This window comes from Candidatus Baltobacteraceae bacterium (assembly GCA_036559195.1).
In the GTDB taxonomy this organism is placed as follows: domain Bacteria; phylum Vulcanimicrobiota; class Vulcanimicrobiia; order Vulcanimicrobiales; family Vulcanimicrobiaceae; genus JALYTZ01.
On record DATBTN010000009.1, the window covers coordinates 13555 to 37600 of the forward strand.

Annotated in this window: 26 protein-coding genes and 1 tRNA gene; 11 read left to right on the forward strand and 16 right to left on the reverse strand. The window is 62.8% G+C overall.

Annotation, left to right across the window (positions count from 1 at the left end; all coding sequences use genetic code 11):
- Nucleotides 1-7 precede the first annotated feature (7 nt).
- A complete protein-coding gene (locus VIG32_01160) occupies nt 8-796 on the forward strand; it encodes a hypothetical protein (GenBank protein ID HEY8296618.1) in 789 nt (262 codons plus the stop codon).
- Between the two features lie 2 nt (nt 797-798).
- On the opposite strand, the gene VIG32_01165 is transcribed toward VIG32_01160, so the two are convergent.
- Nucleotides 799-1995: a peptidoglycan DD-metalloendopeptidase family protein gene (locus tag VIG32_01165; GenBank protein ID HEY8296619.1), complete on the reverse strand. Its 1197-nt coding sequence runs from the start codon at nt 1993-1995 to the stop codon at nt 799-801.
- An 80-nt stretch (nt 1996-2075) separates the two neighbouring features.
- Between VIG32_01165 and rfaD the strand changes: the two genes are divergently transcribed.
- Nucleotides 2076-3098, forward strand: a complete 1023-nt coding sequence (rfaD, locus tag VIG32_01170) for an ADP-glyceromanno-heptose 6-epimerase (GenBank protein HEY8296620.1) — start codon at nt 2076-2078, stop codon at nt 3096-3098.
- Between the two features lie 85 nt (nt 3099-3183).
- On the forward strand, nt 3184-3855 hold the full coding sequence (locus tag VIG32_01175; protein ID HEY8296621.1) for a hypothetical protein: 672 nt from the start codon (nt 3184-3186) through the stop codon (nt 3853-3855).
- A gap of 421 nt (nt 3856-4276) precedes the next feature.
- Here the strand turns inward: VIG32_01175 and VIG32_01180 are convergent, their stop codons facing one another.
- From VIG32_01180 to VIG32_01190, 3 genes are read right to left on the reverse strand one after another with little or no spacing between them, the layout of a single operon-like run.
- Nucleotides 4277-4846, reverse strand: coding sequence for a TlpA disulfide reductase family protein (locus tag VIG32_01180; protein HEY8296622.1), 570 nt, complete (start codon nt 4844-4846; stop codon nt 4277-4279).
- Nucleotides 4843-5280 carry a MauE/DoxX family redox-associated membrane protein gene (locus tag VIG32_01185; protein ID HEY8296623.1) on the reverse strand — a complete coding sequence of 146 codons (438 nt, stop codon included), beginning with the start codon at nt 5278-5280 and terminating at the stop codon, nt 4843-4845. The genes VIG32_01180 and VIG32_01185 overlap by 4 nt, the downstream gene beginning before the upstream one ends.
- Nucleotides 5280-6314 (reverse strand): alkaline phosphatase family protein, encoded by a 1035-nt coding sequence (locus tag VIG32_01190; protein HEY8296624.1) that lies wholly within the window; start codon nt 6312-6314, stop codon nt 5280-5282. The genes VIG32_01185 and VIG32_01190 overlap by 1 nt, the downstream gene beginning before the upstream one ends.
- Nucleotides 6315-6450: 136 nt before the next feature.
- Between VIG32_01190 and VIG32_01195 the strand changes: the two genes are divergently transcribed.
- From VIG32_01195 to VIG32_01205, 3 genes are read left to right on the forward strand one after another with little or no spacing between them, the layout of a single operon-like run.
- Complete coding sequence (locus tag VIG32_01195) at nt 6451-7035, forward strand: SCO family protein (protein ID HEY8296625.1); 585 nt, start codon at nt 6451-6453, stop codon at nt 7033-7035.
- Nucleotides 7032-8855: an ABC-F family ATP-binding cassette domain-containing protein gene (locus VIG32_01200; protein HEY8296626.1), complete on the forward strand. Its 1824-nt coding sequence runs from the start codon at nt 7032-7034 to the stop codon at nt 8853-8855. The genes VIG32_01195 and VIG32_01200 overlap by 4 nt, the downstream gene beginning before the upstream one ends.
- Before the next feature lie 12 nt (nt 8856-8867).
- Nucleotides 8868-9821: an SCO family protein gene (locus VIG32_01205; protein HEY8296627.1), complete on the forward strand. Its 954-nt coding sequence runs from the start codon at nt 8868-8870 to the stop codon at nt 9819-9821.
- A gap of 194 nt (nt 9822-10015) precedes the next feature.
- Here the strand turns inward: VIG32_01205 and VIG32_01210 are convergent, their stop codons facing one another.
- Nucleotides 10016-11131, reverse strand: coding sequence for a hypothetical protein (locus tag VIG32_01210; protein HEY8296628.1), 1116 nt, complete (start codon nt 11129-11131; stop codon nt 10016-10018).
- Between the two features lie 726 nt (nt 11132-11857).
- Here VIG32_01210 and VIG32_01215 point away from each other — a divergent pair.
- The 3 genes from VIG32_01215 to VIG32_01225 are packed head-to-tail and all read left to right on the forward strand — an operon-like array spanning nt 11858 to nt 13957.
- A complete protein-coding gene (locus VIG32_01215) occupies nt 11858-12421 on the forward strand; it encodes a sigma-70 family RNA polymerase sigma factor (GenBank protein HEY8296629.1) in 564 nt (187 codons plus the stop codon).
- Entirely contained in the window at nt 12421-12942 is a 522-nt protein-coding gene (locus VIG32_01220; protein ID HEY8296630.1) for an anti-sigma factor, read from the forward strand. The genes VIG32_01215 and VIG32_01220 overlap by 1 nt, the downstream gene beginning before the upstream one ends.
- Nucleotides 12929-13957: a sigma-E factor regulatory protein RseB domain-containing protein gene (locus VIG32_01225; protein ID HEY8296631.1), complete on the forward strand. Its 1029-nt coding sequence runs from the start codon at nt 12929-12931 to the stop codon at nt 13955-13957. Before VIG32_01220 ends, VIG32_01225 begins: the two co-directional genes overlap by 14 nt.
- Here the strand turns inward: VIG32_01225 and VIG32_01230 are convergent.
- The 8 genes from VIG32_01230 to VIG32_01265 all read right to left on the reverse strand — a co-directional run bounded on the left by VIG32_01230 (nt 13954) and on the right by VIG32_01265 (nt 20670).
- Nucleotides 13954-14961, reverse strand: a complete 1008-nt coding sequence (locus tag VIG32_01230) for a histone deacetylase (protein HEY8296632.1) — start codon at nt 14959-14961, stop codon at nt 13954-13956. The genes VIG32_01225 and VIG32_01230 overlap by 4 nt on opposite strands.
- Nucleotides 14962-14978: 17 nt before the next feature.
- On the reverse strand, nt 14979-16517 hold the full coding sequence (locus VIG32_01235; protein HEY8296633.1) for a tetratricopeptide repeat protein: 1539 nt from the start codon (nt 16515-16517) through the stop codon (nt 14979-14981).
- A gap of 62 nt (nt 16518-16579) precedes the next feature.
- Entirely contained in the window at nt 16580-17566 is a 987-nt protein-coding gene (locus VIG32_01240; GenBank protein HEY8296634.1) for an electron transfer flavoprotein subunit alpha/FixB family protein, read from the reverse strand.
- Nucleotides 17566-18354: an electron transfer flavoprotein subunit beta/FixA family protein gene (locus VIG32_01245; protein ID HEY8296635.1), complete on the reverse strand. Its 789-nt coding sequence runs from the start codon at nt 18352-18354 to the stop codon at nt 17566-17568. Before VIG32_01245 ends, VIG32_01240 begins: the two co-directional genes overlap by 1 nt.
- Nucleotides 18355-18451: 97 nt before the next feature.
- Nucleotides 18452-19534, reverse strand: a complete 1083-nt coding sequence (locus VIG32_01250; protein HEY8296636.1) for an NADH:flavin oxidoreductase/NADH oxidase — start codon at nt 19532-19534, stop codon at nt 18452-18454.
- A 115-nt stretch (nt 19535-19649) separates the two neighbouring features.
- Nucleotides 19650-19814, reverse strand: a complete 165-nt coding sequence (locus VIG32_01255) for a hypothetical protein (protein ID HEY8296637.1) — start codon at nt 19812-19814, stop codon at nt 19650-19652.
- A complete protein-coding gene (locus VIG32_01260; protein ID HEY8296638.1) occupies nt 19811-20485 on the reverse strand; it encodes an HAD family hydrolase in 675 nt (224 codons plus the stop codon). The genes VIG32_01255 and VIG32_01260 overlap by 4 nt, the downstream gene beginning before the upstream one ends.
- Before the next feature lie 5 nt (nt 20486-20490).
- Nucleotides 20491-20670 carry a hypothetical protein gene (locus tag VIG32_01265; GenBank protein ID HEY8296639.1) on the reverse strand — a complete coding sequence of 60 codons (180 nt, stop codon included), beginning with the start codon at nt 20668-20670 and terminating at the stop codon, nt 20491-20493.
- Nucleotides 20671-20792: 122 nt separating this feature from the next.
- Between VIG32_01265 and VIG32_01270 the strand changes: the two genes are divergently transcribed.
- Nucleotides 20793-22679 carry a hypothetical protein gene (locus VIG32_01270; protein ID HEY8296640.1) on the forward strand — a complete coding sequence of 629 codons (1887 nt, stop codon included), beginning with the start codon at nt 20793-20795 and terminating at the stop codon, nt 22677-22679.
- A gap of 46 nt (nt 22680-22725) precedes the next feature.
- Here the strand turns inward: VIG32_01270 and VIG32_01275 are convergent.
- Nucleotides 22726-22809, reverse strand: a tRNA-Leu gene (locus tag VIG32_01275).
- A gap of 137 nt (nt 22810-22946) precedes the next feature.
- Between VIG32_01275 and VIG32_01280 the strand changes: the two genes are divergently transcribed.
- Nucleotides 22947-23258, forward strand: a complete 312-nt coding sequence (locus VIG32_01280) for an STAS domain-containing protein (protein ID HEY8296641.1) — start codon at nt 22947-22949, stop codon at nt 23256-23258.
- Between the two features lie 12 nt (nt 23259-23270).
- Here VIG32_01280 and VIG32_01285 read toward each other — a convergent pair whose 3' ends face one another.
- On the reverse strand, nt 23271-23513 hold the full coding sequence (locus VIG32_01285) for a DUF2630 family protein (protein ID HEY8296642.1): 243 nt from the start codon (nt 23511-23513) through the stop codon (nt 23271-23273).
- A 6-nt stretch (nt 23514-23519) separates the two neighbouring features.
- Nucleotides 23520-24044, reverse strand: a complete 525-nt coding sequence (locus VIG32_01290; GenBank protein HEY8296643.1) for a hypothetical protein — start codon at nt 24042-24044, stop codon at nt 23520-23522.
- Between the last annotated feature and the right edge of the window lie 2 nt (nt 24045-24046).

Below are 24046 nucleotides of genomic sequence, written 5' to 3' on the forward strand. Positions count from 1 at the left end.
CGTTCCGGTGCTCGTCACCGGAGCGCGGGGCGGCAGCCCGGCGATTCGGGCACACCTGATCGCGAAGCCCGAACGCGATCCGCTCGTCGTGAATTTGAACGAGGTCGCGCGCGACGGGACGCGCGTCGTACGCGCATACGATTGGGATATGACCAAACGCGTGCACTTGATCGTCGTGAGCGACGATCTGCACGCGTTCATGCACGTGCATCCGGTGTTGGGGGCAGACGGACATTTCCGGCTGCGGCTGCGGCTGCCGCACGCCGGTCTCTATCATTTGTACTACGACGGCGTCGCGCATGGTTTGGGGCGGCAGATCTTTCGCTTCGATCTGCCGGTCGCGCGGCCGGCGGTCGCGTTGGCGGCGCGACCGTTGGCGCCGACCTCGAATCTCGTGCGGGCGGGTCCCTATACGGTTCGGATAAGCCGCCTGACGATTCCGGTCGGCGAACCGGCGCTCTTTCACGTTGAGATCAGAAAAAACGGCAAACTCGCGACCGGCCTGCACCCGTACCTCGGCGCGATGGGGCACGGCGTGTTGATCGGGGCAGCCGACCTTTCATATCTGCACGTGCACGCGATGGACGCGATGATGATGGAGATGATGGGTACCGACGATTGCGGCGATGCGGTCATGTCGATGATGGCGCCGATTCCGCCCGACGCGCCGGTTTCGCCGAAGCTGCAATTCCTTATTGCGGCGCCGCGCGCGGGAGCCTACAAGTTCTGGCTGCAGTTTCGGGGCGGCGAGCGCAACTACGTCGCGTCGTGGACGCTGACGGCGAGAAGTTCGTAGCGCTAGTGTAGATAGGGGTTCGGGTCGACCGGCGAGCCGTTCTTGCGAACTTCGAAGTGCACGTGCGGGCCGGTGCAGCGGCCGGTGCAGCCGGAGGCTCCAATCGCCTGACCTTTTTGCACTTCTTGGCCGACGCTTACGAAAATCTGCGACATGTGGCCGTACCCGGTCGAGATCCCGCCGCCGTGATCGATCGCGACGTAGTTACCGTACCCGCTCACCCAGCCCGCGATGATAACGCGCCCGCCGGCTGCGGCCTGCACGGTCGTTCCGGATGGAACGCCGATATCGATCCCAGGATGCATTTCGCCACCGCCGCCGCCGTACGGATTGGGGCGCCAGCCAAAGGGCGACGTGATCGGTCCGTTGACGGGCCACATGAATTCGCCGGCGCCCGGCGGGACTTGCGGGACGATGCCTTTCGCCGCATTCTCACGCGCGATCTCTTCCTGTTGCGCGCGAATGTCGGCTTCCAACTGTGCTTCTTCCTGCGCCGAAATCTCCTCGAGCTGGTGCACTTCGCCCGCGACGGAAACGCGTTGCACGTCGGCAGCGGAGACCAGCGCGACGCGTTCTTGGGCCAAGCCGGCCAGCTGCGATCGTGCCTGCGCCTGTTGCTGCTGCTCGTTTTCCAGCTGGACCAGCCGCTCGTCGAGCCGTTGTTTCGCGCGCGAGACGTTCTTCACCGCAACTTGCCGCACGGCGATCGCGCGGCTATTCGCCTTGAGCAAGAGCTGCACGTCGTGCCAGTGCTCCACAAACTCCGAAAAGGAGCGCGAACTCAAGAGTACGTCGAGATAGTTTTGGCTGCCGTGTTCGTAAATTTGAACCAGACGCTTCTTGTAGAGGTCGTCGTGGAGCTGCAGCGAGCGCTGGGCGGCTGCGAGCTGCGTCTGGGCGAACGCGATCCGGTGCCGGTTGGCCTCGGCGAGGCTCTGCAATCCGGCTATTCGAACGTTGACGCCGGCGATCGCACCGTTGGTTCGGTCGAGTTGATCGCGCAGATCCCGCTCGCGCATCCGCTCGAATTGCAGCTGATCTTTCTTGCGTTCCAAGCGCAGGTGCGTCTGGTGGATCTGCTCCTGGTGGCGCCGGATGCGATCGCGAATACCCGATGCGTGGGCCGTCGCACCCGTATATGGTAGAGCGCCTGCAAGGGCCGCGATCAAGGCGACCGCGACGATGGAGCGGTGTCCCACGTTCACGGATCAGATTCTTCACGAAGGACTCGGGCATTTCCCACCTTGAACTCCGAGAGTCGCTCGACCGAAGGGACAGCATGCACGACCTCTCACGCGGACAACTCGTCGTTACCGGTGGCGCCGGCCTAATCGGCTCGGCGCTCGTATGGGCGCTCAATCGCCGCGGGCTCGACGACATCCTCGTGGTCGACCGCCTCGACAGCAGCGAGAAGTGGCGCAATTTGGTTCCGTTGCGTTACGCCGACTATCTCGACGCCGACGAGTTCGAACGGCGCGTTCTCGAATCGCCCGGCGCCTTCGACGGCGTCGCGGCCGTCTTCCATCTCGGCGCGTGCTCGGCAACCACGGAGACCGACTCGGCCTATTTGATGCGCAATAACTATGCGTACACGAAGCATCTCGCGCATTGGGCGGCCGAGCGCGGCGTGCGGTTCGTCTATGCGTCCTCGGCGGCGACCTACGGCCCTCTCGAGGAAAACCTCTCCGACGAGTGCGATCTCCAAAGCCTGCGCCCGCTCAACATGTACGCCTATTCGAAGCATCGCTTCGATCTCTACGCGCGGCGCAGCGGATTGCTCGATCACATCACCGGGCTTAAATACTTCAACGTCTTCGGTCCCAACGAACAGCACAAGGGCGGCATGCGCAGCCTCGTCGACAAGGCCTATCGTCAAATTCGCGAACGCGGCGTGGTCGAGCTCTTTCGCAGTTACCGCCCCGAGTTCCGCGACGGCGAGCAGCGGCGCGATTTTCTCTACGTCAAGGATGCCGTAGAGATGAGCCTGCATCTGGCCTCCGCACCGGCGTACGGTCTTTTCAACATCGGGTCGGGCAGCGCCCATACGTGGCTGGATTTGGTGCGGCCGATCTTCCGCGCCCTCGATCTGCCCGAGCGCATCGAATTCGTGCCGATGCCGCCGGAGTTGCGCGAGAAATATCAATATTTTACGTGCGCGCGAATCGAGCGGCTGCGCGCCGCCGGGTACGATCGGCCGATCCAGCCGCTGGAAACGGCGGTCGACGACTACGTCCGCAACTACCTCGTAAGCGACGCCCGGCTCGACCCGGCGCAGGCACCCGCAACCGCCGCAGTCAAATAGCGGCGCAATGGGACAACCGACACGCGCCGACCGCCGGCGCCAAACGCGCGGATCGAATACCGATGGCCCACGCCGCCGCGACCCGATGATACCGATATACCTCGGTTTCTTGGTCGTTCTCGTCGCGATCTTTCTGGCATTTTTCATCGCGCGCCAGGTGCAAGACCACCAATATGCCGTCGCGATCGCGACGCCGACGCCGGGACCGGACGCCTCCGCCAAGCCAATTCAATTGGCCGACCTGCAGCCGATCGGCAAACCCTTCGAGCACAATAAGGGCGCCACCGCCGATTCAAAAACCGGCGGGTTGGGCTCGGCCGTCGACGGCATCGCGTGCGAAACGACCGAGGGCGTACGCCTGCACGTGCACGCGCATCTTTCGCTCTTCGTCAACGGCGTACAGATGCAGATCCCGCAGTCGATCGGTATCGCACCCGACCTCACATCGCCCAGCGGCGCGTGTCTGTATTGGATTCACACGCACGGCACCGACGGCATCGTTCACATCGAGTCGCCGCAGCTGCATCCGCCCAGCGGCGGTCCGTTCACGCTCGGCATGATGTTCGATATCTGGGGAACGCCGCTCTCGAAGTCGCAAGTCGGCCCGTTCAAAGGCCCCGTAACCGCCTACGTTAACGGCGCCCCCTACGACGGCGACCTCCATGCGATCGCACTACTCGCCCATCAAGAAATCACGCTCGAGGTCGGCAAACCGCTCGTCCCGCCGCCCTATTACATCTTCCCGCCCAACGACTAACCCCGCGCGCTTCGCGCTTCGCGCTTCGTGCTTCGACAAGCTCAGCATGACAAAGCACCTCCCTTGTCATCCTGAGCCCGTCGAAGGACGGAGCCTGTCGAAGGACGAGCCTGTCGAACGACGAGCTTTCGAACGACGCGGTTACAGTAGCTTCGCGCTTCGTGCTTCGACAAGCTCAGCATGACAAAGCACCTCCCATGTCATCCTGAGCCTGTCGAAGGACGGCCTGTCGAAGGACGAGCCTGTCGAACGACGAGCTTTCGAACAACGCGGCTACAGTAGCTTCGCGCTTCGTGCTTCGACAAGCTCAGCATGACAAAGCACCTCCCTTGTCATCCTGAGCCTGTCGAAGGACGAGCCTGTCGAAGGACGAGCCTGTCGAAGGACGAGCCTGTCGGACGAGCTTGTCGAAGGACGGAAGCTACAATACTTTTTGCAGTTCGGCGTTCAATTGGTCGGCGGGGACTTCGCCGGAGTTGACGTAGGTGATGTGTTTCGAGCGATCGATGATGACGATCGTCGGGAAGCCGCCTTGCAGGTAACGATTGGCGACGGTGAGTTCGCCGTCGTACGCAACCGGATACTTCACGTGAAACTGCTGCGCGAAGCGTAAGACATCGGCCGCCGTCTCGGGGGTTTGGCCGTCGATTCCAACGTTGCTGCCGGAGACGGCGACGAACGCGACCTTGCCGAGATTGGCGCGGTAGAGTTCGTCGATAACCGCCGTCTCGCGTTGGCAGTGCGGACACCACGTTGCGAAGACCTCGAGGAACACGGGCTTCTTCGTCTTGTTGAGATCGAAGAGGCCTTGCGTGGTCAAGGCTTGGAACTCCGGCGCGCGCCCGCCCACGGCGATTTTCGGCGCGACCGGCGCGGCAGTCTGCGTTGCGAGCGGCGAGATGGTCGAGGGCCGGCGCGCGAAATAGATGGCGGCCGCGATGGCGACGACCACGATCGCGAGCGTTACGTAAAGGGCGGAGCGGCGATTCATTCCGCTCTCATACGGCGATCGAGCGCAAAGCTCCCGGGCGCTTGCCACGCCACGAACGCACACGCCGCAGCGAGCGCGAGATCGAACGCCACGTGCGGCCAATCCGTGGGCGCCGCATCTGCCGGCCCGAAACACCCGCAGTTCGCGGGAATGTGGCGCACCACCGCCGAGGCGATCGCGGCCCCGTACAGGGCGAATTGCGCGGCAGCCACGATCGCCGCGCCGCGCGTGAAGAGCCCGGCGGCGAGATAGAGCCCGATTCCCACCTCAAAGAACGGCAGGATCACCGCAAGCGGTGCGACGACTGCGGCCGGCAGCAGCCGGAAACCCGTGATGGCAACCGCCAAATCGTTGAAATGGCCGACCTTCAGAGCACCGGCAACGATCAGAACCAACGCGATCGCGATTCGCAAAACGAGCGTGACGATCCCCATCAGCGCGTTGGAGCGAAGAGGCGCGTCATCGGTACGACGCCCGCATCGTTTGCGTGCTGCAGATAGCGATGAATGCCGAACGCATCGTCGATCGTGCGCAAGAGCGAGTAGTGACTGTACGGCGTCGGATCGACGACGGCGCGCGGTCCGCGATTGGTGATCACGATCGTTGAAATGTGGCCGCCGCCGGCGTTGGCCGGATCTTTGGGATTGGTCCCGCAGCAGCCCTGCGCGCCGTCGGCGTCGTCTTCGTCGAAGGTCACCACGATTGCCGCGTTGCCGGGCTGTTTCCAGACCGGCGATGCCATGATTTCGTCCACGAGCGATTTGACGTGACGGTCGCCGCGCCGGATGAGCAGATGACCGTTGCGGCAGTCGGGCGGCGAATCACCTTCGCCGACGCCGTGCATGTCGTTACAGAGATTGGGGATGATTAGCGAGAAAGCCGGGACGGCTCCGCTATGCAGGTCGGCGTGCAGCCGATCGAAGCCCACGATATGGCCGGCTCGATTGGGATCGCGCCGAACCGAGGTGAACTCGATAAACCCCGAGTGTTTCGCCGCGTAGACGTACAGATCGGCGGGCAGATCGCTCGGGTGCGGATCGGTTGCGTAGGCCGCGAGCGAACCCGCTTTCGGCAGCGATTCGTTGTAATTTTTCCAGCTTACCCCGGCGCCCGCGAATTGCGTAGCCAGCGACGGCGCGTCGATGGCGTGCGGTGCGTCGTCGACGATTCCGTACGTCGAGCCGCCAACGAGGGCGACGTAGTTCGGCTCGCTCGGATGCGATTCGGCATAGAATCGCGACGCATAGCCGTACGCATGCGCGAACGCGGTGATCGCCGGTGCGTCCGGCGAGTTGACGATCTCTCCGTCGGATTTATTCTCATCCATAAGAACGAAGATATGGGCGTACCGCGGAAAGTGCAGATCGGCGGCCGACGGCGCCGCGTTCCCGGCCGGCGCGGTGCCCAGAGTCACGAGCAGCGCCGCCGCCGCTATGACGAGGCGTGAGGCGAGAAATCTCGATTGCATTCGCCTATCTTCTCAAAAGACTCCTCAAGACCGCCTTAACGCAGGCCTCCGGGGCGACTTGTGCCGCATCCCGAGGGGCGCATATCGGGTATCCTCCTCTAGGCACCCTTTCAAACGCAACACGCGGAGGAGACTCTTGGCGATCGGCCCTCGCTCGAACTCGCGGCTCGGAAAAGCGGTCGCCGCACTGATTTCGTGCGCGCTGCTCGCGGCTTGCGCTCGCGCAAGCAGCCCGGCGCTTCACGGAACCGCATACGTCCCGCCGCGCCCCGCACCCGAATTCGCCTTGCCCTCGACCGTCGGCAGGACGTTCGATCTTGCCAAAGCGCGCGGCCACCTCGTCGTGCTCTACTTTGGTTTCACGCACTGCGCCGACGTCTGCCCGCAGACGCTCGCCCACGTCGACGCAGCCATCCGAGCGGCGCAGACGCCGGCGGTTCGGCTCGTTTTCGCGAGCATCGATCCGCGTCGGGATTCGATCGCGGCCGAGCGGGCCTTTTTCGCACGAGCCGCCGTGCGCGCTATCGGCGTTACCGGCACCGCCGCGCAACTGGCTCCGGTATGGAAGGCCTACGGCGTCTCGATCGCGCCGCAACTCCACGACATCGCGCATAGCGACTACCTCTACCTGATCGATCCGAACGGATCGCTGCGCGAAGTGCTTCACGCCGACGTGCCGATCGCCGATCTCACCGCAGATTTGCGCGCGCTCGCATCGTGAGCGAGGAACTGCTGCGCTTTACCGATCTCGAGTGCCATTACGGTGCGCGCGAGATCTTCGCCGACGCTTCGGGCGTGTTGCGCGAGGGCGACCGCGTCGGCCTCGTCGGGCCCAACGGAGCCGGCAAGTCGTCGCTGCTGCGCTTGCTCGCGGGCATCGAAACGCCGTACGGCGGCCGACTCGTCCGTTCGAAAGACGCGCAACTCGGATACCTCGCGCAGAGCGTCGCCGACGAAACGCAGGCGACGCTGCAAGAACTCATCGACGCCGCGCTCGCACGTGCCAGCGATAGCGAATGGGGGCTGCGCAACAAGATGCTGCGTACGATGCTCGCGGCCTTCGGCTTCGCGCCCAAGGATCACGAGCGACCGCTGCGCGAGTTCTCCGGCGGCCAGCGCGCCAAGGCGGCGCTCGCACATCTGCTCATCGACGCGCCCGACTACTTGATTCTCGACGAGCCGACGAATCATCTCGACATCGAAACCGTGCGCTGGCTCGAAAGCTTTATCGCAAACGACAAACGCTCGTATTTGATTGTCTCGCACGATCGCTACTTTCTGGATCGCGTCGCAACGCAGATATGGGAACTCGAGCGCGGTCATCTGCACGCGTACGAGCCGGCAATGCCGGCCTATACGTCGTACGTCGAACAGCGCGCCGCCCGGCTGGATGCCGAGCGCCGCGCGTACGAACAGTTCGTCGGCGAACGCGACAAGCGGCGCACCGAAATCGCATCCCTGCGCGCTACGCGCGGCTCGCACGACTACAGCCAGGTTCGCAGCCGCGAAAAGCAGCTGGCACGCGTCGAATCGGCGCTCGAAGCACCGCCGCCCGCGGCGCCGCGGGCGCGCATCAACGTGCGCTTGCACGCCGCCCGCCGTGCGAGCAACGGATTCGCCTTCGAAACGACGGCCCTCTCCAAGGCCTACGCGCACCCGCTCTTCACCGATCTCGCGGTCGACGTCGCCTCCGGCGAACGTCTCGCGATCGTGGGCCCGAACGGCGCCGGCAAGTCGACGCTGCTGCGAATTCTCGCCGGCGACGCCGCGCCCGATAGCGGAACGGTTCGCTACAATCCCGCGGCGCGCGCCGCCTACTTCGCCCAAAACGCCCACGATCAACTCGATGTGGATGCGACCGCGGTCGACAACGTGCTGGCCGCAGCGCCGGTGACGCCCGAAGAGGCGCGCACGCTGCTGGGCCGCATGCGCATCAGCGGCGAAGCCGCCGACAAACCGGTGAGCGCGTTCTCGGGCGGCGAACGCCGGCGCATCATGCTCGCGCGGCTGATGGCGCGCAAAGCCGACGTTTTGCTGCTCGACGAGCCGACGAACGATCTCGATATCGAGAGCCGCGAAGCGCTCGAAGATGTGCTCGACGAATACGCCGGCTCGCTCATCGTCGTCTCGCACGACCGGTATCTGCTCGCGCGTCTCTCCGATCGCGTTCTCTGGATCGACAACGGCGCCTGGGGACTGCTCGAAGGCGGTTACGACGCCTACGAAGCGCAAGCGCGCCAGCGCGAACGCGCCAACGACGGTCGCGCTCGCGACGATGGCGAGCGCTCGAAGGGCTCCCGGACCACGCCGCTGCGCGCTCGCTCGCAACTCGAAACCAAAATCGGCAAAATCGAGCGCGATATCGCGCGGCTCGACGCGCGCAAAGCCGAGATCGAAGTCCTCTTCACGCAGGCCGAACTCTACGACGATCGCACGCGCGTCAAGGCGCTCCACGAAGAACTCGCCGACCTCGCCGGTAAGAGCGAGCAGGCGGTGCGAACGTGGGAAACGTTGTTGGACCGCCTCGCCCAGATGGCGTAAACTACCAGAAGCATGGGTTTTCTCCACACGCTCCTTCTGATGACCGCGATGCTGCCGATTCACGGCACCGTCCTCGGCTCGGCGAGCAATGGCACGGTTATCATCCGCAACGACCCCGTGACCGCAACGGTGCCCGCGCTGACCCGCGCCTACAACGTCGAGCCCAAGCTGCCCCTAAAACCGGGCGTCGGCATCGACGGCTTTTTGGACCGCTCGACGACTCCGTGGCGCTGGTACGATGCGGCCATCGCGGCGAAATTCACGCCGGGGCTCCCCGACCCGGGCAAGGTCAATTCGCTCGATTTCGGCTCGCACGTTCCGCAGACGCGACTCGTCGATCAAAACGGCAAGCTCGTCGATCTCGCGAGTTCGTTCCCGGGCAAAGTCCAGCTGATCAGCTTCGTCTTCACCCGCTGTCCAGATAAAGACGAATGCCCGCTCGTGAGCGCCAAGTTCGGCGAGTTGCAGCGCCAGCTCGATCCGGCGAAATTTCACCTCGTGCTCGTAAGCCTCGATCCGGTCTACGATTCGCCGGCGATCCTCAAGCGCTACGGCAAACAATTCGGCGCGAACCCCGCATCGTGGTCGCTCGTCACCGGGCAGCCCGCGCAGATCCAGCACCTGCTCAACCGCTTCGGCATCTCGTCGATGCGCGTGAGCGACGCGAACTTCATCCACAACGATAAGGTCTTCCTCATCGATCAACGCGGCGCGATCGCCGACGTCGTCGACACCCTGGGCTGGTCGCCCAATTCGATGGTCGCCGAAGCGCGCCACACCGCCGGCCTCGTCTCCAGTCCGCTCGGCCGCTTCCAGCTCTCCCTCATCGCAAGCGTCGTCGCCCTCTGCGGCGGCAGCCAATACTCGGGTGTCGTCCTCCTCGAAACGGTCCTCTTCTTACTGATCGCCGCCGCCTCGTTCGTAACCCTCAGCTGGGTAGCCCGCAAACTCTGGAAGAACGCTTAGGCTGGCGGTTGGGGCGCGCGCTACATTATTTCGCGCTGAGCACGAGCAGGGGTCCCCGTCGGTCCCTGCTCGCCTATGGTGTTTTTTTTTGTTTTCGGCAGCAAGCGCGACTTCTGCAGGACGCGGGACGCAAGGAGAGTGCCGCTACGACTGTATTCTACTAGCGACACCCTCAGGGAAGCGCGACGACGTGTTTATGGATTAGGGATCGCAGCGGTCGGAGTCGGAATCGGCCGCACCGGAGCGTAACAAATGCGCGTTCCGCAATGGTTCGGTGGTGTCGGTCTTGGGTTAGGCGTATTTGAAGGCATCGGATGAGGGTCGGTCGCGACCCAAGCATTTGAGTATGACGTGGCACTCCAATTGTAGACCGCACCTTGCCCGGATGCGTCGTTCGTCAGACACGCCGCGCCGGTTGGATTCCCTGGCGAGCCGATCGCATCAGAAGATTGCGCGAGTCGGAAGTAATTCTGCGAATCAATACCTGGCTCGACAGCTAGTTGGATGTTCTTTTCTTCCATTGTAGGCAGTGATGGGCACGGACCGGGGTAAAGGTGTGTTTCAAATAGCGCGTAGCCGTACTGCGCAAAGCCATAGTTTGGATTGCTCGGTGTCAAATTGCCAATTGTTATCATCTCATCCGCCCACCCGCTAGCGCTGTAATCGTAGAGCGCTCCGTGCCAAGCACGCTGCGGATCACCCACGGGTTGGTAGATCTCGACGGTGACCTCTGGAATACCGTCTCCAAGATCTCGCACAAAACGCGATTGGAAATTTGAATCCATAGGTATAGCATCGATGCTCACACTTCCCGGATACGTACACAAGTCGCCAAAGTAGAAATCAGCAGCCGTCGTCCCTGGAAATACGTCGTTATCCGTGTAGACGGACCCGCCTTCGATACAGCCAGTCGTATTATCTCCAACGTTTAGGCCAGCATGGAAAGTATTCGCAACTACGTTACCATCCTGAATGCTGCTTCCTGATCCAGGGGGCGCTGCGGGTAAGTACACTAAACCAGGCGCCCAGGCAACTACTGTACCATAGATATCGTCGAAGCTTTGGCCGTAAACGAATCCGGCCTGTCCGCTCCCATTATAGACTTGGTTTACGGACATCGGCGAGCGTGATTGCGAGGCGCTCGTGCGAAGAGAGTGTAGCCACTTGGACTGTGCTTGGTAGTGTTGCGAATTGGCGGTAACTATCATTTCATGTTTTCCGCCCATTGCGAGAAAGCTGATATGCTCAACGATGTTAGGATGGGCAGGGTTAAGTGGTTCTGCCGGTGTCGCATGCAGCAACGCGGTCAAGCTTCGGGGAGCGACAGAATTATATGGAATTGACGAAGTTCCGTTGCTCATGCACGCGCTGAGGGTAGCTGTGCAGGCAATAATAGAAAAGACCGCTCTGTGGAAACGAATGCTCATTTCAAGAGGTCGCTTTCTCTCACCCGGTGAGGAAACATCGGAGCGCCCAGCGGCACCCGGGCTTCTATCTACTAGAGCCCGGGCAAGGCTCCTTTGACGTTCGCGACTTTCTTTTTGGGTTTGGCGTTGGACTCGGGCGAGCCCACGCGGGCGGGTGGCACGGATCAAATAGATGCGTCATCGGGCTGGGGTGCGATTCATGAACGGGAATTAGCGTTTTCGCGGTCTTCGAATCGATCGGCTGTACAGTTGAGCTTGAACGGGCGTGCTCGTTTGACACGCATGAGAGGGATAGAAGGCACCCCGCGAGCGACAGGATCCTAACCCCTATTGTAACTGCGTTGAAGTGTACATTCATTCTGCGCCTAACGGTAAACGGTATGAACAGAAATCGCAACTACAGCGCGATGCAGCCTCGTCCCGGGGGCGCCCCGTTTCACGATCGCTTCGATCCAGGGCTTTTGGGTGAGGGGCCGGCCGAACGGTTAACCTGAGAATTAGAGAGGCCGGCCCCTCACCCAAAAGCCCGCCCTCCACCCTCGATTACGCTAGCGGCGAGAACGGGGCAAGAGGCGCGGAACTACCGGAGGGTTAAAATCCGTATTCTTAATGGGAGTACCGCGAAAACCGATCGAGCCGCCGTCGCCCGAGCAGGCTGCCTTTCTGGAGAGGGCAATCGAGCAGTATGGCAAGGCGGTTTATAACTTCGCGTACCGCCTGACCCGCAACGAAGCCGACGCCCGCGACCTTACGCAGGACGCGTTTATTCGCGTCTACCGGGCCTGGCGGAGCTTCCAACCGGGGACGTCGTTTCTCTCGTGGGTCTACCGAATCGTCACCAATTTGTACCGGGATGAACTTCGGCGCAAAAAAGGACGTTATCAAGAGGAGATACCTGAGGACAACGCGCCGCAGGAGTACGGGGGAGAACGGCCGCTTGCGGTCTCGCCGATCGAAGAACTCGTCGAGGGTCAACTCAGCGAACCGCTCGCGCGTTCGCTCGAAGCGCTCTCGCCGGATCAACGCCAAGTCGTAACGCTCGCCGATATCGAGGAGTACAGCTACCAAGAAATCGCCGAAATTATGGGATGTTCGATCGGCACCGTACGATCTAGATTACACCGAGCCCGTGCACTTCTCAGAAGGCTACTACAGAAACAGTTACAACAATGATGCAGCACGCAACAACCGACCAACTCATCGACTACATCCACGGGGCGCTAGCGCCCGAAGAGGATGCATTCGTTCACACCCATATCGATACGTGCGGCGCCTGTCGCGAAGAATACGCTTCCGAAGTTTCGCTCACGGAGCTTCTTCGCACGCACGCCGCGGCCGAGGAACGGGAGATGCCCTCGACGATTAAGGCTGCGATTTGGCAGCAGATTCGCGACGCCGCTCCATCCCCGGCCCAACGCGTGATCGCGTGGATGCGCCCCGCGATCGCCCTGCCCATCGCCGCAGCCATCGTGTTGGCCGCCTACTTCGGCCTGCACACGCAACCGGTTTCGGCGGCGCCGATGATCGATGCCGCATACTTGCTGCAGGATCACGCCGCGATGAACTCGACCGTGCCGTTCGGCGATCGAACCGGCGCAAACCCGGCAACGCTCGAGGGTCAATCCTCGGCGTCGGGCGATCAAACCGCGGTGAACGTGGAGCCCGTGGCATATACGGCGGATGCAAATCGTTAGTAAGTTCTTAGCGATGCTCGCGCTGACGATTCTCGTCAGCGCGGCCGCCGCCCGCGCGCAAGGCGGCAACGCCACCGAACTGCTGCGCCAGGCGATCGACGCGCCGAACACCGTTTCGTACGTTGGACAAGTTCAGAATCTCGAGTTCGGTTCGTCCAAAGCCGAGGCTTCGATCTTTCGCATCGAACACGATTCGCCGAACCTCACGCGGCGCTGGTACGTCGCGCCGCAGACGCTCTACGGCGACTCGATCATCAGCCGCGGCGACACCAGCTACAACGTCGACGTCAAGACCAATCGCGTGATCGTCACCAAAGACGACGCCATCGACGATCAAGTCGCGCAGGACGACAACTTCGCGCTCCTGAGCCGCAACTATCGTGCGATCTCCGGCACCGACGAGAACGTTGCCGGGCGACCGGCGCTCTCGATCTTGCTGGTGAATAAATACACCGGCCAGACGGTGATGCGCATTTGGCTCGATTCGCAGACCAAGCTCGTGTTACAAAAAGAGCAGTACGGCAGTAACGGGTCGGTCATCCGTCAGATGCGCTTCGAGCAAATCCGCTTCGTTAAGGATCTTCCCGACGGAATCTTTTCGGTTCCGTCCAAGGGTTTCTCGCGCGTGCAGGGCACGACTACGGGCATTCCCTCCAACGATTTGGCCGGCGCGGTACGCACGGCCGGATTTAAAGCGCGCGGCCCGCGCTATCTGCCCGACGGATTTACGCCCGTTGCGGCCGACGTTACCGATATCAAGGGTATCCGCACGCTGCATCTGCTCTACTCGGACGGCGTGCGAACGGTCTCGCTCTTCGAAAACGCGCGCGGCGCCGCCGTCGATTTGAGTCATTACCGGTCGCATCCGACCAAGGTGTCGCAGAGCGACGCGCAATACGTCGAAGACGGCCCGATTACGCTGCTCGCGTGGGCGGCCGAAGGGCTCCACTTCGCCGTCGTCGGCGAACTCAATCTCGCCGAACTCGGAAAAATCGCCGCTTCCGTCGTTCCTTAGCGTAGATCGCGAATGCGCTCGAGCGCGGCCAATTGCGGCGGCGGAACGGCTTGCGTTCGCGCGGCGCTGCGCTCGGTAATGCCTGCATCGTGCGTTGAAAGAACGAGCGAGACCGATCGCGCGAGCGCGTCTACATCGTAGCCGCCCTCGAGCACGTAGGCAACGCGGCCTTTGCAATACTCTTGGGCCACCGATCCCACGAGCGCGGCCAGCGGTCCCGCGGCCTCCGCGTCAACGCCGAGATCTCCAACCGGGTCGCCTGCGACGTAGTCGAAGCCGGCGCTGACGATCAAGAGATCGGGCCGCGTGTGTCGCGCGATCTCCGGCAGCAACCGTTCCCAGAGCGCGACGAAGGGCTCGGTGCCGAACGCGTGGGTGGGCAGCGGGACGTTTGCAATCGCATCGGCGCCGAGGCGGTAGTTATCGCGAATCGTCCCGGTACCGGGATATGCCGGAAAAGCGTGCGTCGAGACGTAGGATAGTCCATCGCCCGCCGCCGCTTGCGTGCCGTTGCCGTGATGGTAATCGAAATCGACGACGAGCACGCGACCGCCGTGCGCGGCGAGATACGCGCGCGCCGCGATGGCCGCGTTATTGAAGACGCAGAACCCCATGCCGCGCGCGCCTTCGGCGTGGTGTCCGGGCGGGCGCACCAGCGCGAAGACGGGCGCGTCGTAGCGCACCGCGGCCTCCATCGCGGCGATCGCGCCGCCGGCGGCGCGGCGCGCCACGGCGAGCGAGCGCGCGTCGACCAGCGTATCCCCGGTGGAAAGATAGCCGGCGACGCCTTCGAGCGATCCGACCTCGCGCTTGACGGTCTCGAGATACGCCGGCGCGTGTACCCGCACGATTTCTTCGTCGCTGGCATCGCGCGCCGCGACCCGTTCGCCGAACTGTCCTCGAGCGGTTAGATACGAAGCGACCACCTCGACGCGGTCGGGTGATTCCGGATGGGGAATCCCGCGTAGGTGGTCGCCATAGGTTTCGTCGGAGACGATCCTCACGTCACGAGCAGAGCGGCTTAGCCGGGCTTCTTCTTCGACGCGTGCGGACTGGGTTTGGAGAGGCTGTTGATCGATGCTTGGATGTTCTTGTACTCTTTGGTACCGGGCTTCATCACCTTGAGCAGCCGTTTGTAGGCACCGATGGCTTTGCTCTTCTGATTGACTTGCGTGTACGAAACGCCCGCCATATAGAGCAGCTGCGGGTTCTGATCGAGGTAGGCTTTGACGTTTGCATCGAGTACGTCGAAGATCTGCGCGGCCTCTTTGTAGTTCTTGAGGCTATAGTCCGAGCCCGCGACGCAGCCCAGCGTCTCCGGCGCGCGCTGGATTTGGAACGACTTGCTGCAGGCGTCGCGCGCGCTTCCGTAGTTGTGCGTCGCGATATAGGCCTGGCCGAGAAGTGCGAACGCCTGCGCGGTCGGAGCGACGTCGCCCAGATGCTTGAGATATCCGATCGCATCGGTGGTTTGGTGGCTGCTCAACTTGATCTCCGCCATGTCGAGAAGCGCGCCCGGCTCGTCTTTATTGACTTGCAGCGCTTGCAAGAACTCTTGCTGCGCCTTGGGGGTCTGGTGCTGACCCGCGAGATACTCGCCGTAGGCCGTGTACCCGGAAGCGACTTTCGGATAGGCGGCGATCGCCGCTTGGAAGGTCTGATCGGCTTGCGCGTTTTGCTTGGCGGCAACGTACATGGCGGCCTTGCGAATCGAGATCGCGACCTTGTCGTCATCGGTGGTCGCGGCGGCGATGGCATCGTCGAATGCCGCGGCGGCCTTCGGGATATCGTTCTGCTGTGCCAAGAGATCGGCGCGGAAGACGAGGACTTGCACGTTTCTCGGATCGATCGCTCGCGCGCGGTCCACCGCGGCAACCGCGGACGACAAGGCTTTTTGATTCGCGTAGGTTTGCGCCTCTTGCAGCAGCGGCGTCACGTCTTTGGGATCGAGTTTGAACGCGGCCTCGAACTGCGCGCGCGCCTCGTCGTATTTCTTCTCGGTCGCATCGACGATGCCGAGCGTCGTAAACGCGCGCGGATCGGTCTTGTTGAAGGTCACGGCCCGGTTCGCGATGCGCTCCGCATCCTTCGGCCGATTGGTCTTCAGGTACAGATCCGCAAGCGTGCTGAGCACGCCGATATTCGTGGGTTCGAGATTCGACGCGCTCTCGAGATCCGCAATGGCCTGCGGCACGCGGCCGAGCGCCGCTTGGGCCGACCCGTCGAAGTAATAGACCTGAGCGGTCTTCTCACCGAGCTGCAGCAGTTTTTGCGTCAGCGGCAGCGAGAGTTCCGGATGGCCGACCGCGAGATACTGCTGGGCGAGCCCCACGAGCGCATCGCGGTCGTTGGGATTGGCCTTGAGCTTCTCTTGCAGACGCGGAATCGCGATGCCCGGCGGCTCCGGCGTCGCGGTTGGGATCGGCGCCGGTGCGGCCGATGGCGTTGCGGTGGGTGCCGGCTTTCCGCCGAAGAGTCCGGCGCTCGCGCTCCCGCCCGGTAGCGCAAACGCGGCTACGACGGCGGTTATAAACGACGCGACGAGTAGGGTTCGTTTCAAAGTACCACGTTTTCCTTATTTAGATGATCGACACGGTAATAACGCCGGGGTCGCGGCTTTTGTCACGCGTGCGCTCGTGCCTCTTGGACCAGTTTCGTCAGTTCCGGGAGAATGGCGAAGGCGTCGCCGACGACGAGCAGGTCGGCAAATTCGCCGATCGGCACGCTGGCGTCCCGATTGATTGCCACGATGGTCTTCGCCGTCTGCATGCCCACTTTGTGTTGAATGGCCCCGGAAATCCCGGCGGCGATGTACAGGTTCGGGCTCACGGTCTTGCCGGTTTGACCGATTTGCAGGCTATAGGGCACCCAACCCGCGTCGGCCGCCGCTCGCGAAGCGCCCACGGTGCCGCCCAGCGCGTTCGCCAGCGGCCGCAGGAGCGTCTCGAACGGTTCGGGGCCGCCCAGGCCTCGACCGCCCGCGACCACCGCGGGAGCCTCTTCGAGGCCCATTTCGCCCGAGGCTTCTTCCACCTCGGTTTCGATCGACATCCGGTAGGTCTTGCCCGCCGGCTTTGCAAGCTCGACGATCTGTGCGCCCGAGCCGCCCGCTTGGGCGGCAAAGGAATTCGGACGAACGGTTACCACGCCGAACTGGGCGCCCTCTTTAAAAGCGCACGTCGTGATCTGTGCGCCGCCGAGTTTCGGCGCTATACATCCCACGCGTCCGGCCTCGGGCCGAATGTCGGTGACGTCGGAGTTCATTCCCGCATCGAGACGCGCGGCCAAACGGCCGGCCACGTCGCGGCCGAGCATCGTGTTGGGAAGGAGCACGACCGCCGAATCCACGCTCTTCGCAAGCGCTTCCATGTAATCGATCGTCGGATCGAGCAGGTACGAATCGACCTCGCCGTCTTCATTCACGTGAATGGTATCGAGCGGATAGTTCTTCAGCGTTTCCGCGATGCTCTTCGCGCCCGCGCCGAGCGCGACCGCGTGAGCCTTCCCGCCGAGCGCATCGGCGAGCCGCCGCGCTTCGGTCGCAAGTTCGAACGTCACCTTGCGCGTTTGGCCGGCTTTGTGTTCGACGTAGACGATGACGTTGCGCATCAGACGAGTTTCTTTTCTTTAAGGAAGTCGAAGATGATTTTCGCACCGGATGCGCCATCGTCCGCCGTGACGATTTGGCCCTTCGCGCGCGCCGCAGGAGCCGCGGCTTCGAGCAATTCGGTCTTCGCACCGCTCGCGCCGACTTTCCCGTCGAGCTCGAGCTCGCCGGCGGTCATGGCCACGATGCTCTTTTTCTTCGCGCCCATGATGCCTTTGAGCGAGGGATAGCGCGGCTCGCCGACCGCCATCGTCACGCTGACGAGCGCCGGCAACGTAACGTTGACGACTTGATAGCCGCTGTCGGTCTCGCGCTGCGCTTTAAGCGCATCGCCGGTAATATCGAGGTGGCGCGCGTTGGTAACGCCGGGCACGCCGAGATATTCGGCAAGCGCGCCGGGCACGCCGCCCGTGCTGCCGTCGTCGGCGAGGCCGCCGCAGATGACCAAATCGAATCCGATGTTCTTTAGCGCGGCCGCCATCGCAACGGCGGTTCCCCACACGTCGCTGCCTTCGAGAGCCGGATCGCTCAGCATGACCGCATCGTCGGCGCCCATGGCGAGCGCTTTGCGAACGATCTCCTTGCCGGTTTCGGGCACCATGCTAAAGACCGTGACGGTCGTATCGCCGCCGATCTTTTCTTTGAGTTGGAGCGCCGCTTCGAGAGCGTACTCGTCGTACGGATTGAGAACCGTCTCGAGACCGGTGCGAACCAGCCGCTTCGTCGAGGGATCGATCCGTTTGGTCGCATTGGTATCGGGTACCAACTTCACGGTGACCACGATCTTCACGGGGAGAAAAGCCTCCTAAAACGCGCGAAACCCGGCTGAACGCCGGGAGGAACCCGGTTCCTTTGGAGCATCTCCCGTGTCGAACCTGCTTTTTGCGCTACCGTGCGGCCGGTTGGCGGCCCCGCCCGCGCTGATATTGGTTTGGCACGAACGGCTCGGCGCCGAGTTCGTCGGCCGCATCCCAGGTCCAGCGAGGATGGCGAATGAAGCCGCGCGCCAGTTCCACGCAATCCGCGCGCCCTTGCGAAACGATCGCTTCGGCCTGCGCCGGATCGGTGATCATACCGACGGCCATCGTCGGCACGCCGGTTCGCTCGCGAATCGTCTGCGCGAACGGCACCTGGTATCCGGGCTCGACCGCAATCTTTTGCAGCGGCGAGAGACCGCCGCCGCTGCAGTCGATGAAGTCGCAGCCGAGTTTTTTCAGTTCGAGCGCGAGCGCGACCGAATCATCGAGATCCCACCCGCCTTCCACGTAGTCGCTGGCCGAAATGCGAACGCCCAACGGTTTGTGCGCCGGCCAGACGGCGCGCACGGCCGCGAAGAGTTCGAGCGGAAAGCGCATGCGGTTTTCGCGACTGCCACCGTACGCATCGGTGCGCTGGTTCGAGAGTGGCGAAAGAAATTCGTGGGCGAGATAGCCGTGCGCGAAATGCAGTTCGATCGCATCGACGCCGATTCGCTCGGCGCGCTGCGCGGCCGCGACGAAGTCATCGCGGACTTTTTGCAGCCCGCGCGCGTCGAGTTCGCGCGGCACGTGCCAACCGTCGGTGTAGGCAAGCGCGCTCGGCGCGACCGGCTGCCACGCATCCGGCCCGTCGTAGCGGCCCCCGCCGTCCCACGGCGGCTGCGTGGAACCTTTGCGCCCCGCATGTGCGAGTTGCACGCCGACGGCGCTGCGCGTCCATTCGTGTACGAAGCGCACCACTCGTTCGAGCGCGGCTTCGTTTGCGTCGCTGTAGAGCCCCAGACAATGCGGCGTGATCCGCCCTTCGGGACTCACGTGGGTCGCTTCCGTGAAGGCGAGTGCCGGTCCCGAGAGCGCGAACTGCCCGAGGTTCACGACGTGCCAGTCGCTAGCCGAACCATCGATGGCCGAATACTGACACATCGGCGAAACGACGATCCGATTCGCCAATTCGAGCGAGCGAAACGCAATAGGTGAAAACAACGCACTCATAACGCCGCTCCAAACCCGCAACCCCGCCCCCAAGTTGCACCCGCCCATAGTTCGACAAGCCCGCCATGACCGTTTTTTTTTGTCATCCTGAGCCTGTCGAAGGACTGACTACGGGCTAGACGTGTTCGTCGGGGTCGGCTTCGTGGGCGTCGCGCTGGTCGTCTTGGTTAGGATTGAGGTCGGTGTCGCCGTAGACGGCTTGCGCGCGTTCGATCGCTTCCCGATCGAGTTCCGGGATATCGGCATCCGCCGGGTCGTTGGGTTGAATCTCGCGTTTCACGTTCGTTCCTCCTCGCGCACGCCAACCTCGTCGAGATGGCGGCGCAGATCGTCCGGGTCGGCGTAGACGCGATATGCGCCCGCCTGCTCGAGTTCGGTCGCTCCATAGCCGCCGGCCAGGATGCCGATACTCAAAAAATGCGCGCGACGCGCGGCCAGCATATCCCAAACGCTGTCGCCCACGGCCATCGCATCCGAGGAATCGACGCCGAGCTTCTGCGCCGCGGTCAAAAAGACGTCGGGGTCGGGTTTGGCTCGGTCGACGTCGTCGCGCGTCGTCACGGGTACGTTCGGCGGAACGCCAAGCAGTTCGAACATCGGCGCGGCGTCAGCCGCGGCGGCGCTCGTTGCGATCGTCCATTTCACATTGAGATCGCTAAGCTCGCGCAACAGCTCGCGCGCGCCCGGCAGCGGCCGAATCGATGGAAGCAGGCTCTGAAACTCCTCGGCATGCCGCCGCTTCAAACGTTCCGTCGTGTCGGGGTCGATTTCGCGCCCCAGTTCGCGCATCAGCGCACGGACGAGCGGTCCGCCGCTCATACCGATCCGCCGATGAATGCGCCAGACGGAGAGTTGGAGATCGCACTCGGTCAACGCCGTATTCCACGCCCGGACGTGCTGATAGACGCTGTCGACCAGCGTGCCGTCGAGATCGAAGATGAATGCCGGCATCTCCCTTAGGGTTTTTTCTTTTCGTTCTCACCGAACGTGTCGTCGCTGTTGTCGGCATCGTCTTGCTGGGAGTCGACTTGATCGCCGTCGAGATTCAGGTCGTGCGAGGCTTCCTCGCGCTTCGCCGGCGACGCGCCCTCGTTGTCGGTAAACGTGTCTTGAAACACATCCTTACGTTCGTTCATGCATTTGTTGTACCCCGAAACGTCGCCGAAAAGATACTCGTGGGTCCAAAGTCGAAGCAGGGCGTATCCCGCCTCACAGCCCTGGGCCATGGGCGGCCGCACCGCTTTTCATCGAGGTATGCATGAAGCGTTTCTTCTTTTCATTGTGCCTGGCGCTGGGAGCGGCCGGACTCGCTACCGGCCCCGGATTGGCCGCGGGCGCCGCATCGGCGCCATCGCTGGCGACGGCGGCCGCACCGATGACCGTCGTACTCGATGCCCGCCTCGCGCCCCGCGGACTAATGCGGTCGCACCTGACGATTCCCGCGAAGCCGGGGCCTTTTACGATCGTCTACCCGAAGTGGATTCCGGGCGAACACGGCCCGACCGGACCCCTTAACGATCTCGTCGCGCTGCGCGTCGCCGGCGGCGGCCACGCCATCGCCTGGAGTCGCGACAAGGTTGATATGTACGCGTTCCACGTCGAGGTTCCGCAAGGCGTCTCCACGCTCGATGTCGATTTCGACGTCGCGCTCAACGCCCCGGGCGACACGATGGCGACCAAGAACATCGCCATCGTCAACTGGAATCGCGACCTGCTCTACCAAGCAGAAACGAACTCGCACGAAGTCTTCGTCAAGCCCAGCATCATCTTGCCGCACGGCTGGAGTTACGGCACGGCGTTGCCGCAGGCCAAACAATCCGGCGATCGCATCGACTTCGGCGAAGTGCCGCTCAACATGCTCGTCGATTCACCCCTCGACATGGGCCGCTTCTACAAACACGTCAAGCTCTGGCAGCAAGGCGACGCCGTCGACATGCTCGATCTCTTCGCGGACAAACCGCAAGATCTCGACATCGCACCGAAAGTCCTCGCCGAATACAAACGTATGCCGTTCGAAGCCTTCGCGCTCTACGGCGGCCGCCACTGGAACGTCTACCATTCGCTGATCACGCTCAGCGATGCGATCGGCTTTCAAGGCATCGAACATCATCAAAGCAGCGACGATCGCGCGCCCGACGATTTCCTGACGAATCCGACCGAAGCGCTCGAAGGCGGCGATCTCGCAACCCACGAGTTCTCCCACTCCTGGAACGGAAAATACCGCCGCCCCGACGATCTCACCACGCCGAACTTCCAGGTGCCGATGCAGACCGATCTGCTGTGGGTGTACGAGGGCATGAATCAGTATCTCGGCGACCTGCTCTCGTTTCGCACCGGCATTCGCGACGCCAAAACCTATCCCGAATTCCTCGCGAACATTTACGCCGCGATGGATACCGAACCGGGACGCCGCACGACTCCGCTCATCGACACGACCACCGCCGCGCCGTACCTCTACCAAGCGCGCGGTGCGTATTCGTCGCTGCGCCGCACGGCCGGCGACTTCTATACCGAAGGCGAGCTGATTTGGCTCGACGCCGACACGATCATTCGCGAAGGAACGGGCGGCAAAAAATCGCTCGACGATTTCCTGCATTTGTACGCCGGCGGCACGACGGGCCCGATCACCGTCACCTACACGCGCGCCGACGTGGAGCACCTGCTCGGCGAGGTCTATCCCTACGATTGGCACGGATTCTTCGAACGGTACGTCTATCAGATCTCCGAACATCCGCCGACCGACATGATCGCACGTTCCGGTTACGAATTAGTCTACACCGACAAGGCGAACGCATTTATTGCGGCGGGTCATGGGATCAACGACTGGTACTCGCTCGGAATCACCATCGCGAAAGACGGCGCCGTGCGCGACGTGCGCGAGGGATCGCCTGCGTGGAACGCCGGCATGGCGCCCGGCATGAAAATCGCGGCGGTTAACGAGCAAGAGTGGTCGCCCGACGCTCTCGAGTACGCCATAAAGACGGCACAACATGCGAAGAGCGCGATCGACGTGCTCGCCGACAACGACGGCTTCTTCGGCACCTACCGCATCGACTATCACGGCGGCCTCAAATACCCGCACCTCATTCGCGTCAAGTCCAAGCCGGATATGCTCGCGAAAATCATGGCCCCGCACGCCCGCTAGGGCGTGCGGTCTAGCATGACCGCAATAGCCGACGCTCGATAACGTTTGGGATGACCGGGGGTCGAACCCGGATGCCCTTTCGGGCGACAGATTTTAAGTCTGTTGTGTCTGCCGATTCCACCATCATCCCGCTCGGGCAGGCCAAGGCTAGGTTAGCGCGCCAGGGGGTGCATTACTGCCGAGCGTTCGCTCGGCATTCAAAATATTGGATAAGAGGGCGCGGCACGAAAGGTCTATCCTTTGGCCGAACCTAAGCCTATAGGACACATGACCGACAATACCACCGAACGGGTGATGAAGATCGATCTCTACGGGGAGTTCGATCTTTCGCGCCGCGACGAGCTGACCGCGGCACTCGAGCCCGCCGCCACGGCCGACCTCGCGCAGTTGCACTTCATCGACACGACCTATATGGACTCGACGGCGCTCGGTTGTCTGATCCGTCTTCGCAAGAAAATGCGCGATCACAACCCGCAAAGCCATATCCGCATCATCGCCCCCAGCCCGCAGATGCGCAAGCTCTTCGACATCGCCGGCCTTCTCGAGATCTTCGAGATCGACGTGGACCGCGCGGGCTAGAGGCCGCCCGACCTATTGCCGGTAGTGCTCGACCGTATCGGCCGAGCGAATTTGCGCTGCCGCCGGATCTTGTCCCGCATCGCGGCGCGCGCGTCGCTGGCGTAAGAGGTCCCAATACCGGTCGAGGGCGACGTTTACTTCATCCAAGCGCGTGCGGTCGGCCAAGGGCAGCGAACCGGCTTCGGCCCGTTCGAGCAAACGATGCTCCTCGGCGACCAGCTCCTCGATATGGCTGTGAATGTCGGCGTCTTTCATACTCACTTATTCCCCGGGTTTGGGCGGCGAAATCTGCAGGAGACCGAGCACCTCCTTGAGCCGGTCCGCATACGCCTCGTGGCCGGCGCGAGTGAATTCTTCGCGCAACTGACGCAATTCATCGATCGCGCGTCCCACATTGGGGCGGTTCATCTCACGAAACATCTCGCGCGCTCGATTGAAGCGCTGCTCGTCGTCGTCCTCGCGGCCGCCGCGGCGCTCGAACGAAGGTAAGTCTTCGGAGTGCCCGAGCACGATATCGGCGACGATTTCGATGATCGCATCGGAGTGCGCGCGCGCGATGGTCGCGGCGAGATCGACGTACCGATCCTCGCGATCGCGCGCCGAGATGGCGATGAGATTCGCCTCGACGCAGAGCTCGACGAGCCCGCTCACCAGCGGTACGGCGTCGGCCGCGGCATCGAGATAGGCCTCGTAGACCTCGTCCTCGTCCTCGTCGGCGGCTTCGAGATAATCGTTCCAGGCGCGCCGCGCTTCGAGCACGGAGCGATACACGTCACCTTCGGACATGC

What these genes read in the sequence shown, in the direction of transcription:
- rfaD (HEY8296620.1), top strand. Translation starts at nt 2,076, where the DNA reads ATGCACGACCTCTCACGCGGACAACTCGTCGTTACCGGTGGCGCCGGC.
- VIG32_01175 (HEY8296621.1), top strand. Translation starts at nt 3,184, where the DNA reads ATGATACCGATATACCTCGGTTTCTTGGTCGTTCTCGTCGCGATCTTT.
- VIG32_01180 (HEY8296622.1), bottom strand. Translation starts at nt 4,846, where the DNA reads ATGAATCGCCGCTCCGCCCTTTACGTAACGCTCGCGATCGTGGTCGTC.
- VIG32_01185 (HEY8296623.1), bottom strand. Translation starts at nt 5,280, where the DNA reads ATGGGGATCGTCACGCTCGTTTTGCGAATCGCGATCGCGTTGGTTCTG.
- VIG32_01190 (HEY8296624.1), bottom strand. Translation starts at nt 6,314, where the DNA reads ATGCAATCGAGATTTCTCGCCTCACGCCTCGTCATAGCGGCGGCGGCG.
- VIG32_01205 (HEY8296627.1), top strand. Translation starts at nt 8,868, where the DNA reads ATGGGTTTTCTCCACACGCTCCTTCTGATGACCGCGATGCTGCCGATT.
- VIG32_01215 (HEY8296629.1), top strand. Translation starts at nt 11,858, where the DNA reads ATGGGAGTACCGCGAAAACCGATCGAGCCGCCGTCGCCCGAGCAGGCT.
- VIG32_01220 (HEY8296630.1), top strand. Translation starts at nt 12,421, where the DNA reads ATGCAGCACGCAACAACCGACCAACTCATCGACTACATCCACGGGGCG.
- VIG32_01225 (HEY8296631.1), top strand. Translation starts at nt 12,929, where the DNA reads ATGCAAATCGTTAGTAAGTTCTTAGCGATGCTCGCGCTGACGATTCTC.
- VIG32_01240 (HEY8296634.1), bottom strand. Translation starts at nt 17,566, where the DNA reads ATGCGCAACGTCATCGTCTACGTCGAACACAAAGCCGGCCAAACGCGC.
- VIG32_01250 (HEY8296636.1), bottom strand. Translation starts at nt 19,534, where the DNA reads ATGAGTGCGTTGTTTTCACCTATTGCGTTTCGCTCGCTCGAATTGGCG.
- VIG32_01260 (HEY8296638.1), bottom strand. Translation starts at nt 20,485, where the DNA reads ATGCCGGCATTCATCTTCGATCTCGACGGCACGCTGGTCGACAGCGTC.
- VIG32_01265 (HEY8296639.1), bottom strand. Translation starts at nt 20,670, where the DNA reads ATGAACGAACGTAAGGATGTGTTTCAAGACACGTTTACCGACAACGAG.
- VIG32_01270 (HEY8296640.1), top strand. Translation starts at nt 20,793, where the DNA reads ATGAAGCGTTTCTTCTTTTCATTGTGCCTGGCGCTGGGAGCGGCCGGA.
- VIG32_01280 (HEY8296641.1), top strand. Translation starts at nt 22,947, where the DNA reads ATGACCGACAATACCACCGAACGGGTGATGAAGATCGATCTCTACGGG.
- VIG32_01285 (HEY8296642.1), bottom strand. Translation starts at nt 23,513, where the DNA reads ATGAAAGACGCCGACATTCACAGCCATATCGAGGAGCTGGTCGCCGAG.
- VIG32_01290 (HEY8296643.1), bottom strand. Translation starts at nt 24,044, where the DNA reads ATGTCCGAAGGTGACGTGTATCGCTCCGTGCTCGAAGCGCGGCGCGCC.